The sequence below is a fragment of the Paraburkholderia sp. J76 genome (genome assembly GCF_905220295.1).
GTDB lineage: Bacteria > Pseudomonadota > Gammaproteobacteria > Burkholderiales > Burkholderiaceae > Paraburkholderia.
Genome location: NZ_CAJMZJ010000005.1, coordinates 114283 through 126046, shown reverse-complemented (window position 1 = coordinate 126046; position 11764 = coordinate 114283). Strand labels below are relative to the sequence as shown.

Genomic DNA, 11764 nt, shown 5'->3' with positions numbered 1-11764 from the left:
GATGACCGCTGGTAGTATGCGGGCCATAGGCTCGTTGTAGGCGCCTCGAGCGCGTTCAGATCGGCCTCGAAGTCGTCGGGCTGACCGTCCGCCGTTTCATGCTTGCGCTAACTTGGACTCAATCGTGACTCACTCGATCACGCGTCGAAAGCTGTTGATTGGACTGCCGCTCATCGCCGGCCTGGGCGTCGTTCCTGCGCTGCGCGCTGCCGAATCGCCGCTTGCCGATATCGAGCGCCGGCATGGCGGCCGCCTCGGCGTGTTCGCCATCGACACCGGTTCGGGACGCACGCTCAGCTATCGCGCCGAGGAGCGCTTCCTGATGTGCAGCACGTTCAAGGGCCTGCTCGCGGCGCAGATACTGGCACGCATCGACAGTGGCGCGGAGCGGCTCGACCGCCTCGTGCACTACACAGAAAAGGACCTCATTTTCACGTCGCCCGTTACCAGGGCCAACGTCGCGCGCGGCGCGATGTCGATCGACGTGCTCTGCCGGGCGGTTCTGGTGGAGAGCGACAACACGGCCGCGATCCTGCTGATGCGCAGCGCAGGCGGTCCCGCAGCGCTGACCCGGTTCGTTCGCGGCCTCGGCGATACGGTCACGCGCTCGGACCGCTACGAGCCGGATTCGAACCGCTATGCCGGCGTGCTCGATACCACAACGCCGAAGGCCATCGCCACCACGGCGCGGCACCTTCTGCTCGGCGATGTCCTGAGCGCCGGTTCGCGCGCGCAGCTGGAGCGCGGCATGACCGACTGCAAGCCAGGCCTCAACCGGATTCGCGCCGTGTTGCCCGCCGGTTGGCAGGCCGCCGACCGGCCCGGAACCAGCGTCGAGAGCGAGACCAACGACTACGCAATTGTGCGTCCGCCCGGGCGCGCGCCGTTGCTAGTCGCCGTCTACTACGATGCGCCGGGCGTGGGCATGGAAGTACGCGAGGCCGTCTTGCGCGAAGCGGGCACGGCGTTCGTGCAGTGGGCCACGAGCGCGACATGACTGTCGCCGGTACGCGAAACCGCGAGCGAAAGCAAGCCGGCGTCGAACACGCTGACTTGGCCTGCCAGGCATCATGCCCACCCTGTGCATTACGACCCGCCAAACCAGTTGTAACCCTGATCGACCCAATACCCGCCGGGGAACGTGTTGGTCACGAAAATCTCCATAATATGCTTGGGATTCTTGTAGCCGAGTTTCGTAGGCATCCTGAGCTTCATCGGATAACCATATTTTTCAGGCAATTGCTTACCGTCGTAAGTAAAGGTCAGCAGCGTCTGGGGATGTAGCGCGGTGGGCATATCGATGCTTTCATAGTAGTCGTCCGCGCATTTGAAACCCACGTATTTCGCCGAGAGGTCCGCGCCCACGCGCTTCAGGAATTCAGAGAACGGCGTGCCGCCCCATCTGCCAATCGCGCTCCAGCCTTCTACGCAGATATGCCGTGTGATCTGTTCGGCCTTCGGTAGTGCGTAGAGGTCGGTGAGCGTCCAGTCCTTCCTGTTCTGAACCAGACCGCTTACTTTCAGGCGAAAATCGCTGCCGTCCACGTGCGGCACATCCTCGATGCCGTAGTACGCGTTGAACGGAAACGGGCGCGTAATCTCGGCTTCCGTGTAGGTCGGAGCAAGACGGTTCGGATCGAATAGCCACGCCTGCACGCGGTCGTTCATTCTCGACACGCGCGCCAGAAACGTCTCGACCGATTTATCGTCCGACAGGCTGCAGCCGGTCAGCATCGCGAGGCCGCCGAGCGTCAGGATGCGTTTGCCGAACAAACGCCGTGAGGGCATATCGAGCTGGCGACGCACGTCGATGCTCAACGATGCGCGATCGATAGCCGGCGGCAAAGGTTTGACTGGTTTCACAACGGATCTCCTTCGTTACCGGCCACGAATCATCGTCAGCAGCGAACGCGGCACGAGCGCGACCATCGCCAGATGAACGACGATGAACCCCGCAAGCAGCGCCATCGCGCAGAAGTGAACGACGCGCGCGCGGTCGTATCCGCCCATCAGCTCGCGCAGCAACGGAAACTGCACCGACTTCCAGATGACGAGACCCGACAAGATCAGCACCGCAATGTCGGCCATCACGAACAGGTATGCGAACTTTTGCACCGCGTTGTAGCGGCTCGGGTCCGCGTGAGAGAGGCGGCCTTTCAGCGCCTCGCCCAGATCATGAAAAATCGCGCGCGGCGATAGCGGGAAGAATTTCGACCGGATACGGCCGGTGACGATATTCATCGCCAGATAAAAGAGCGCGTTGAACAACAGCAGCCACATTGCTGCGAAGTGCCATTGCAGCGCCCCGCCGAGCCAGCCGCCCAGCGTGATGCCGGTGGGAATCTCGAAACTCCGGAAGACGGGCGACGCATCGTAGATGCGCCATCCCGAGAGCATCATCAGCACCGCTGCCAGCGCGTTGAGCCAGTGCGCGATGCGGACCCACACAGGCTGGATGGGGCGCGTCGCGCGGGGCGGCGCGGCGGGCCGGGAAATCGCGTTCATACGAGTCTCCGTGGGAGTCGTCGGACTGACGTGCGCCCGAGGTGATGCGCCGGGTCGCGTCCGCCGGGTGCGTTCGCGGTGATTTGCCGTGGACGCACCCGGGGGGCTTACTGGCTCATCGAGTCGTCTTTTTTCATCGCGTCGGATTTCATCTTGCCGCTGTCCTTTTTCATCGAGTGTTTGGACATCGCGTCACCTTTGCCCATCGAGTCGTTGGACATCGAGTCCTTGCTCATCGAGTCTTTCGACATCGAATCGTTTGACATGGCCCCGCTCGCTTGTGCGAACGCCGAACCCGCGCCGACGAGCATAACCGCGGCAACTGCTGCGACTGCAATGCGTTTCATGGCAACTCCTTGAATGTTGTTAATCGGACCCGTGTGGATCGGAGATCCGCTGTCCAGCAACTACCGATGCGTCGTTAATCCGCATCTGTGAGGTAGTTCGCCCTCTGTTCCGGCGCGGTTACAGGCCGGCGAAGTTTTTTTGCTTCCACGGAAAAAGGGAGGGGCGCGAGCCGGCCTGGAACGCCGGCGCAGGCGGCGATGGAATAAACTCCTGTTACCTGTAACCGGCAGCCCCGATGAACCGAACTACCGATATCTCCGCAGCGCAGGCGAAGGAGTCGCATCTGCGCGCCCTGTTCCTGCGCGGCCTGGATGGCGATAGCGCCGGATACCGGCAATTTCTCGCGGACCTGGGCGCGCACCTGCGAGGCTTCCTGCGGCGACGGCTTTACGATCGTGCGGCGGATGTCGAGGACCTCGTGCAGGAAATATTGCTGGCCGTTCACAACGCAAGACACACGTATCGTGCGGATGAGCCGCTGACCGCGTGGGTCCACGCGATCGCACGCTACAAGCTGGCCGATTATTTCCGCGCGCGCTCCCGCCACGACGCACTGAACGATCCGCTCGACGACGCGTTCGAACTGCTCGCCGCCCCCGATCTCGAACCGGCGCAGGCGAAGCGCGATGTTGCCCGGCTGCTGGAGCAGCTACCCGATCGCCAGCGCCTGCCGATCGTGCACGTCAAACTCGAAGGGTTATCCGTGACGGAGACCGCGAAGTTGACGGGCATGTCGGAGTCGGCGGTCAAGGTTGGCGTGCATCGTGGGCTCAAGGCGCTGGCTGCGAGGATTCGAGGAACACGATGAAAACGGACGACTTTATTTCCCTGCTTGCGACCGGCGTCGCGCCGGTGGACCGGCACGCGCCGGCGAAACGTTTTTCCGCCGCCGTGCTGATCGGCGCCACGAGCGCGACGCTGATCATGGCGGCGCTGCTCGGCATCCGCCGCGACCTCGGCGAAGTCGCGCTGACTCCGATCTTCTGGGCCAAGATCGCGCTGCCCTTATGTTTGCTGATCGGTTCGCTGTGGATGTCGACGAGGCTCGCGCGGCCAGGCTTGCGCGCGGGTGGCAGCGGCTGGCTGATCGCCGCGCCGGTCGCGGCGGTGTGGCTGGCCGCGGCCTGGGTGTTGATCGCCGCGCCGAGCGGCGCACGGCTCGCACTCGTGCTCGGCTCGACGTGGCGCGTGTGTCCGTTGCTGATCGCGATGTTGTCCGCGCCGGGCTTTGTCGCCGTGTTTTGGGCGCTCAGAGGATTGGCGCCGACGCGGCTCGCGGTATCGGGCGCGGCGGGCGGCTTGCTCGCGGGCTCGACCGCTACGCTCGCTTATTGCCTGCATTGCCCGGAAATGGCCATCCCGTTCTGGGGCGCATGGTACGTGCTGGGGATGCTCGTGCCCACGGCGATCGGTGCGTTGCTCGGTCCGCGGCTGCTGCGGTGGTAGCAGGCAGCGACCGCCTTGTGCGGCATCGGGTGCTCAGTGATGCAGATATCGACGAGCCAGCGCCTCATATAGCGGCGGCGCAAACAGCTTCGACACCTGGCTCGAAATCAGCGCGGTGGCCATCAAGGAAATCACGAGCGCGTGCCCATTGATCATCTCGATCACGATGACAAACGCCGTGATCGGGCTCTGCGTGACGGCGGCCAGATAGCCGACCATGCCGAGCGCGATCAGCATCGGCAACTGCATCTGCCCGAACATCATGTGCAGCGCATTGCCGATGCCGGCACCGATTGCCAGTGACGGCGCGAACAGGCCGCCCGGCGTTCCAGGGAGATACGAGCCCACCATCGACGCCATTTTCAGCAGCGGATACGCGGCGCCGAGTTGCGAATGGCCTTCGAGCATGCTGCGCGCTTCGACATAGCCGCTGCCGAACAGATGCCCCGCGCTCGCCACGCCGATCACGGCGATGAACAGCCCGCACGCCGCGCCGAACACCACGGGACGTTCGTTGCGCAGTGCGAATAGCCGGGCGGGCATCCATCGCGCGGTGTTCAGCAGCAGCCAGCAGAACACGCCGCCCGCGAGGCCTGTGATCACGCCAACCAGAACGACCGCGACGACCAGCAGATCGGGTAGATTGCCGTCAATCGCAATCGTGCCGAAATACACATAGTTGCCCTGAAGCGCGAGAGAAACGACACCGGCAAAAATGATCGCCGTGATGATGACCCCGCTGGTTCGCGCTTCGAAACTGCGCGTGAGTTCCTCGATGGCGAAGACGACGCCCGCGAGCGGCGCATTGAATGCCGCCGAAAGACCGGCGGCCGCGCCCGCGAGGGCGAGCCGGTGCTCGAGACCGACGCCGTACATACTGCGCAGCCGTTCCGGATAGAAGCGCCGCAGGCTGAACATCAGCGCGGCGCCCACGTGAATCGTCGGCCCTTCGCGGCCGATCGTGAATCCGCCGAGGATGGCAAGGAACGACAGCGCGATCTTGCCGACCAGAATGCGCCACGTCAGCAGACGCGGGCCGAATTTGCGTACGTCGTGCAGCGTCGCGATGACCTGCGGGATGCCGCTGCCTTCCGAACCGGGAAACCAGCGGCGCGTGGCCCAGACACTGAACGCGGCGATCGCCGGCGTAATGAGAAGCGGCAACCACCAGCTTTGGGCGGTCATCCGTAAAAAGACCTCGTAGCCGAAGTCGATGAGCCGCGCGTACACGACTGCGACGAGCCCCGTTGCGACAGCGCCGAGCCAGAACACGCCGAAGTACAGCCAGCGCCGCTGACCGCGCAGAATCTTTCGACGGTCGATAAGAGTGGAAAATCGCATGGGAGCGCCGGGAAAATGCGGTTTAACGCACATTGTGACATAAGTCGCCCAGGCGGCCAGCCGGATATGGCGGGTGCTATCCGTCAATATCCCCGCGACTTTCCCGCGAGGGCGGTCTTCAACCGGCGCAGCATCCGATAAGGCGTGACGAAATGGAGGACGTTCTTCGCGAGTCCCAACCAGTCGCGCCAGTTAGTCGGGTCGAGATAGCGCAATTGCAGCCGCACCGTCGAAACGATCTGCCGCCGCCGCTTCGTCGCGCTGATGCCGCCTTCGTTCAGTTCGTAGTAGAGCCCGAGTTCCGGCAGGTTCGCGCACTCGTAGCGCTCCATCAGTCGCAGAAACAGATCGAGATCTTCGGCCGCCGGATACATCACACGATAGTTGCCCACAGCCAGCACGGCGTCGACGCGCAGCATCACCGAGGGATGCACGAGCGGCGAGCGCAACAGGCGCGTGCGGCGCAGCGCACGCGCATCCGCGCTCGGGCGCAGCATGAAAAGCGGCTCGCCCGCGCGGCTGACCACCTGAGTCCACGTGCCAAGCGCCGCGAGCGCGGGTTCCGCTTCCATGCGCGCGCGCTGCTTCGCGAGGCGCTCAGGCGCGGCGAGGTCTCCCGCGTCGATACGCGCCGCATAACGAAACCCCCGCGCGGCGAGCGCCTCGACACCCACCTGCAACGCGCGCTCAATGCCGCCGTTCTTCGCCATGCGAAGGACTTCCACGCACATGCCCGGCACCTCGGGCGCGACGATGGGCGGCGTGCTGCCATCATCGACCACGAGCGCGTAAATGGTTGCGTCCTCATCGAACGAAGCGAGCGTGCGCGCAACGTCGCCCTGGCCGTTGTACGCGGGCATGAGCACGGCGACGTCGGCGAGCGCGCCTTCGCGTGTATCGCTCGTGGGGAGCGCGGCGGAATTCGTCATGAAACGAGTTTGAAGCGGATGTAGTAGAGATTCACGCAGGCGGCCGCGAGATAGCCCGCCGCGAGGCCACAAAGCGCGCCATACGGGCCAAGCCGCGGGATCGCGACGAGATTGACCGCGAACGCCACGCCGAGCGCGAGCAGCCATTTGGCGAGCAGCACGAATTTCGCCTGATATTTGAGCACGACGAGGTTGCCGATGGCTTCGAGCCCCGCCGGCACCGAAAGCCAGACGGCCCAGCGGAAGATGCCGGTTGCGCCTTCATAGTCCGGCCCGAACACGCGGCCGATGATGAATCCCGCGAGCGCGTCGAGCACGAGCGCGCCAGCCACCATCAGCACGGCCGTCATTGCGAAAAGGCGCACGAGGTTGCGGCGCAGTTGCGCGGTCTGCTGCACGCGGTAGACGAACGCGGGCGCAATCGTCTGCGAGAGCATGAGCGCGAGCGTGATCCAGTTCTCGTTGAGCTGCTGCGCAGCCGAGTAGCGGCCGAGATCGGCGAACGAGATCGTGCGCTCGAGCATCAGGCGGTCGAGCTTCAGGAACAGGTACATGCAGATGAGGCCAAGCCAGAACACCGTCCCCGCGCTTGCGAAATGCTTGAAGAGCGTGCGGTCCACGTGCCAGCCGAGCTTGCCGCCGTGGCGGCGCCGGAAGTAGAGCACGAGCGCCGCGCCGATCGCCGCCGATTCGAGCGCCCACAGCCAGCCGAAGGTCGCGGGCGCGAACGCCGCGCGCGCGAGCAGATACACGAGCAGCGCCTTGATCACGGCCGTCGTCATGCTCGCGAGCAATTGCGGCTTGCTGTACGTCATGCTCTGCAGCCAGGCGTTGATCACGCCCACGAACGGCTCGCGAAACAGCATCGTCACGGCGAGCCCGGCGAGCATCGCGCCCACGAGGGGATCGGTCGCGCCAAGCGCGATGGCCGCCCAGGTCACGAGCAGCGCCGCCGCCGACACGCCGATGCGCAGCGCGAACGCGCTCCCGAGCACGGTGCCGAGCTGCCCGGGAGGTTTGTTCACGATGGTGGGCACGAGAATCTCGGCCCCGCACACCCAGGTTATCGGCGCGAGCACGAGCAACAGCGTGTTGGCGTACTGCCACTTGCCGAATACGTCAGGGCCGAAATAGCGCGCGAGCACGCCGCTGATGACGATGGCCACCGCGATCTGCGTGACGCGCTCCAAGCCGAGCCACACGATGTTCGCAAACGCGCGGGCGACGTCGGGGTTGCCGAAGCGCTTGAGGCTCAGCATCGCGCTTCGCCACGGCGGGAAGCGCTAAAAAAAGGGCAGGCACGCGGCATGCGCAATCTCTCCGCCATTTTTGACGAATATTTTGGCGATAAAAGGAAACGGCGAAGCATTAAAATGGGTGCATACCACTGCCGAAAAACGGCAATTATAGTTTGTAACGGATCCCACTTTTCGTAACCGCAGAGCTTGTCGGCGAACTTGTCTGTGTTACGAATGGACCCGAATTCCCATCTGGACGTGAGCCTCAACATGATTTCCAAATCGATTTTCAAGGCATATGACATTCGCGGCGTGATCGGCAAGACGCTCGACACCGATACCGCGCGCGCCATCGGCCGCGCCTTCGGCAGCGAAGTGCGCGCGCAGGGCGGTGACGCCGTGGTGATCGCGCGCGACGGCCGGCTCTCGGGTCCCGATCTCTCCCGCGCGCTGGCCGACGGCCTGTGCGAAGCCGGCGTGGACGTGGTGGACGTCGGCATGGTGCCCACGCCCGTGGGCTACTTCGCCGCGAGCGTGCCGCTCAAGCTGGTGGGCGGCGAGCGCAACGTGGACTCGTGCATCGTCGTAACGGGCAGCCACAACCCGCCGGACTACAACGGCTTCAAGATGGTCCTGCGCGGCAAGGCGATTTACGGCGACCAGATCCTCGCGCTTTACGACCGCATCGTTGCGGACCGTTTCGACGCGGGCGAGGGCAGCTACACGAAGTACGACATCGCCGACGCCTATGTCGACCGCATCCTGAGCGACGTGAAGCTCGCGCGCCCGATCAAGATCGTGGTCGACACCGGCAACGGCGTGGCGGGCGGTCTCGCACCGCGTCTGTTCAAGGCGATGGGCTGCGAACTGGTCGAACTCTTCACCGAGGTGGACGGCAATTTCCCGAACCACCATCCGGACCCGGCGCACCCCGAGAATCTGCAGGACGTGATCCGCGCGCTCAAGGAGACGGACGCCGAAATCGGCTTCGCGTTCGACGGCGACGGCGACCGTCTAGGCGTCGTGACGAAGGACGGCCAGATCATCTACCCCGATCGCCAGCTCATGCTGTTCGCCGAGGAAGTGCTCTCGCGCAATCCGGGCAAGCAGATCATTTACGACGTGAAGTGCACGCGCAATCTCGCGAAGTGGGTGAAATCGAAGGGCGGCGAGCCGCTCATGTGGAAGACGGGCCACTCGCTCGTGAAGGCGAAGCTGCGTGAAACCGGCGCGCCGCTCGCGGGCGAAATGAGCGGCCACGTGTTCTTCAAGGACCGTTGGTACGGTTTTGACGACGGCCTGTACACGGGCGCGCGTCTGCTCGAAATCCTCTCGCGCGTGGCCGATCCGAGCAAGCTGCTCAACGACCTGCCGAACTCGCATGCCACGCCCGAACTGCAACTGAAGCTCGAGGAAGGCGAAAACTTCGAGCTGATCGCGAAACTGCAGAAGAACGCAAAGTTCACGGGCGCCGACGAGGTCATCACCATCGACGGCCTGCGCGTGGAATACCCGGACGGCTTCGGTCTTGCCCGCTCGTCGAACACCACGCCTGTGGTGGTGATGCGTTTCGAGGCCGACAACGACGCCGCGCTCGCGCGCATCCAGGCCGACTTCAAGCGCGTGATTCTCGCCGAGAAGCCGGACGCGGCGCTGCCGTTCTAAGCCTCGCGGCCGCCGCGTCCCGTGCGGCTGCTTGCGGCTTCATGACGCGCCCAACGGCGCCGCGCCAGTCACGGCGCGGCGCCGTTTGCGTTCCTTTCCGCGCATTTCCCCGGTTTTTCTTCGCATTTGCGTGCGGCGCGCTAAAATTGCGCACCTTTTTAATCTGTCCGGCCCAAGAGCCTTGAGCGTGCAAAAGATCCTCATCGTGCGCGTGTCGTCGCTTGGCGACGTCGTCCATAACATGCCCGTCATTGCCGATATCCGGCGACGGTATCCCGACGCGCAGATCGACTGGCTCGTCGAAGAGAGCTTCCAGTCGCTCGTCGAGCTTGTGAATGGCGTGCGCCGCGCGATTCCGTTTTCGCTGCGCCGCTGGCGCAAGGGCCTCTTCTCCGCCGCCAACTGGCGCGAAATCGGCGCGTTCCGGCGCGCGCTCGTGGCCGAGAAGTACGACCTCGTGATCGACTGCCAGGGGCTCATCAAGACGGCCTGGGTCGCGAGCTGGGCGCGCGGGCCGCTCGTCGGTCTGGGAAATCGCACCGATGGCGCGGGCTACGAATGGCCCGTGCGCTTCTTCTACGACCGGTCGATTCGCATCGAGCCGCGCACCCACGTGGTCGAGCGCACGCGCCAACTGGTTGCGGGCGCGCTCGATCTCGCGCCGCCGTCGCCCACCGACGATATCGACTTCGGCCTCGACACCTACCGCGCCGCGCAGGCGCTCGCGGGCGTGGGGCTGAATCTGCCGGTGCCCTATGTGGTGTTCGTGCACGCGACGTCGCGCGCCGATAAGCAGTGGCCGGACCAGCACTGGATCGAGCTGGGCCAGGCGCTCGTGCGGCGCGGCGCGTCGCTCGTGCTGCCCTGGGGCAGCGAAGCCGAGCGCGCCACGAGCGAGCGCCTCGCGCGCGAATTCGGCGAAGCGGCGATCGTGCCGCCCAAACTCTCGCTGCCCGCCGTGGTGGGTCTGATCGACGGCGCGGCGGCCACGGTGGGTGTGGACACGGGGCTCGTGCACATCGCGGCGGCGCTGAAGCGCCCGAGCGTCGAGTTGTACAATTTCGCGACCGCCTGGCGCACGGGCGGCTACTGGTCGCCGAACGTCGTCAATCTGGGCACGGCAGGCCAGCCGCCAACGCTCGCGCAGGTGAAGGGCGCGCTGGCAGGCTTCGGGTTGCTGTAGCGGCGCGCCGCCGCAGCGCGCGCGCTGGACTGACTGCGGCGCGTCAAGGCGTACCACTGAGGCCGCGGGTATAAGAATCGGCGCGCGCGAGGGTGCACGAACGTGCACGGGCGCGCCAGGGCCTGGCCGGCAGGGGCCGACGCCGGCAGGCAATCAGATCCATCGCTTCCAGGGGCGACCATGAACGAATCCCAGATCATCGAAATCACTTCCGCCGACTGGCACGGCCAGCAGCTTTCGCAACCGCGCGAGACGCTGCTCGACGCCGTCGAGCAGGGCAAGGTGCTGTATTTTCCCCACCTGGCCTTTGCGATCGAAGGCGGCGAGCGCGCGCTGCTCGACCCCGCAATCGCGGATCCCAAGCGCAAGAACATCAGTCTCGACCCGAACGGCGGCGCGCTGCACGGCGTGCTCGGCGACGCCGTCACGCAGTCGGCCGTGCGTGCGTTGATCGCGCGTTACCAGACCTGCGCCCGCACGCTGGTGGACGGCCTCTTTCCCGAGTACACCGGCAAGCTGCGCGTGGCGCCCACGAGCCTGCGCCTGCACCAGGTGGAAACGCGCCAGACTTCGTGGCGCAAGGACGATTCGCGCCTGCACGTGGATGCGTTTCCGTCGCGCCCGAACTACGGCGAGCGCATCCTGCGCGTGTTCACCAATGTCAACCCGAACGGCGTGCCGCGCGTGTGGCGCGTGGGCGAGCCGTTCGAGGACATGGCGAAGCGCTTCCTGCCGAACATCAAGCCGCAGTTGCCGGGCTCGGCGTGGCTGCAGAACCTGCTGCACATCACGAAGTCGCCGCGCAGCGAGTACGACCACCTGATGCTCAACCTCCACGACGGCATGAAGGCCGATCTCGGCTATCAGAAGACGAGCCCGCAGGAGACCATCGGCTTTCCGCCGGGCAGCGTGTGGGTGTGCTTCTCCGATCACACGTCGCATGCGGTGATGTCCGGCCAGTTCATGATGGAGCAGACCTTCTTCCTGCCGGCGAAGGACATGGTGCATCCCGAATGGGCGCCGCTCGGCATCCTCGAACGCCTCAAGGGCAAGGAACTGGTTTGAATCCACGCGCGATGAGCCTGCCGACTGACGTGTCAACCGACGCC

General features: G+C 64.9%; 12 protein-coding genes. 6 read left to right on the top strand and 6 right to left on the bottom strand.

Annotation, left to right across the window (positions count from 1 at the left end; translation table 11 throughout):
• The first annotated feature begins 124 nt into the window (after positions 1 to 124).
• A complete protein-coding gene (gene bla, locus U5768_RS11870; protein WP_322030589.1) occupies positions 125 to 997 on the top strand; it encodes a class A beta-lactamase in 873 nt (290 codons plus the stop codon).
• Between the two features lie 89 nt (positions 998 to 1086).
• Here the strand turns inward: bla and U5768_RS11865 are convergent, their stop codons facing one another.
• The 3 genes from U5768_RS11865 to U5768_RS11855 all read right to left on the bottom strand — a co-directional run bounded on the left by U5768_RS11865 (position 1087) and on the right by U5768_RS11855 (position 2852).
• Positions 1087 to 1863 carry a molybdopterin-dependent oxidoreductase gene (locus U5768_RS11865; RefSeq protein WP_322030588.1) on the bottom strand — a complete coding sequence of 259 codons (777 nt, stop codon included), beginning with the start codon at positions 1861 to 1863 and terminating at the stop codon, positions 1087 to 1089.
• Between the two features lie 15 nt (positions 1864 to 1878).
• Positions 1879 to 2505 (bottom strand): cytochrome b/b6 domain-containing protein, encoded by a 627-nt coding sequence (locus U5768_RS11860; protein WP_322030587.1) that lies wholly within the window; start codon positions 2503 to 2505, stop codon positions 1879 to 1881.
• A gap of 107 nt (positions 2506 to 2612) precedes the next feature.
• Positions 2613 to 2852 carry a pentapeptide MXKDX repeat protein gene (locus tag U5768_RS11855; protein ID WP_322030586.1) on the bottom strand — a complete coding sequence of 80 codons (240 nt, stop codon included), beginning with the start codon at positions 2850 to 2852 and terminating at the stop codon, positions 2613 to 2615.
• Between the two features lie 236 nt (positions 2853 to 3088).
• On the opposite strand from U5768_RS11855, the gene U5768_RS11850 reads away from it, so the two are divergent.
• A complete protein-coding gene (locus U5768_RS11850; protein WP_322030585.1) occupies positions 3089 to 3661 on the top strand; it encodes a sigma-70 family RNA polymerase sigma factor in 573 nt (190 codons plus the stop codon).
• A complete protein-coding gene (locus U5768_RS11845) occupies positions 3658 to 4299 on the top strand; it encodes a DUF1109 domain-containing protein (RefSeq protein ID WP_322030584.1) in 642 nt (213 codons plus the stop codon). The genes U5768_RS11850 and U5768_RS11845 overlap by 4 nt, the downstream gene beginning before the upstream one ends.
• 33 nt (positions 4300 to 4332) lie before the next feature.
• Here the strand turns inward: U5768_RS11845 and U5768_RS11840 are convergent, their stop codons facing one another.
• The 3 genes from U5768_RS11840 to U5768_RS11830 all read right to left on the bottom strand — a co-directional run bounded on the left by U5768_RS11840 (position 4333) and on the right by U5768_RS11830 (position 7828).
• Positions 4333 to 5640 carry a chloride channel protein gene (locus U5768_RS11840; RefSeq protein ID WP_322030583.1) on the bottom strand — a complete coding sequence of 436 codons (1308 nt, stop codon included), beginning with the start codon at positions 5638 to 5640 and terminating at the stop codon, positions 4333 to 4335.
• An 83-nt stretch (positions 5641 to 5723) separates the two neighbouring features.
• Positions 5724 to 6569, bottom strand: a complete 846-nt coding sequence (locus tag U5768_RS11835; RefSeq protein WP_322030582.1) for a glycosyltransferase — start codon at positions 6567 to 6569, stop codon at positions 5724 to 5726.
• The gene (locus tag U5768_RS11830; RefSeq protein ID WP_322030581.1) at positions 6566 to 7828 is read right to left on the bottom strand and encodes an oligosaccharide flippase family protein; all 1263 of its coding nucleotides are present in this window, start codon (positions 7826 to 7828) and stop codon (positions 6566 to 6568) included. The genes U5768_RS11835 and U5768_RS11830 overlap by 4 nt, the downstream gene beginning before the upstream one ends.
• A 249-nt stretch (positions 7829 to 8077) precedes the next feature.
• On the opposite strand from U5768_RS11830, the gene U5768_RS11825 reads away from it, so the two are divergent.
• The 3 genes from U5768_RS11825 to U5768_RS11815 all read left to right on the top strand — a co-directional run bounded on the left by U5768_RS11825 (position 8078) and on the right by U5768_RS11815 (position 11720).
• The gene (locus U5768_RS11825) at positions 8078 to 9472 is read left to right on the top strand and encodes a phosphomannomutase/phosphoglucomutase (protein ID WP_322030838.1); all 1395 of its coding nucleotides are present in this window, start codon (positions 8078 to 8080) and stop codon (positions 9470 to 9472) included.
• A 187-nt stretch (positions 9473 to 9659) separates the two neighbouring features.
• On the top strand, positions 9660 to 10655 hold the full coding sequence (waaC, locus tag U5768_RS11820; protein WP_322030580.1) for a lipopolysaccharide heptosyltransferase I: 996 nt from the start codon (positions 9660 to 9662) through the stop codon (positions 10653 to 10655).
• A 180-nt stretch (positions 10656 to 10835) separates the two neighbouring features.
• The gene (locus U5768_RS11815; protein WP_322030579.1) at positions 10836 to 11720 is read left to right on the top strand and encodes a Kdo hydroxylase family protein; all 885 of its coding nucleotides are present in this window, start codon (positions 10836 to 10838) and stop codon (positions 11718 to 11720) included.
• The last annotated feature ends 44 nt before the right edge of the window (positions 11721 to 11764 follow it).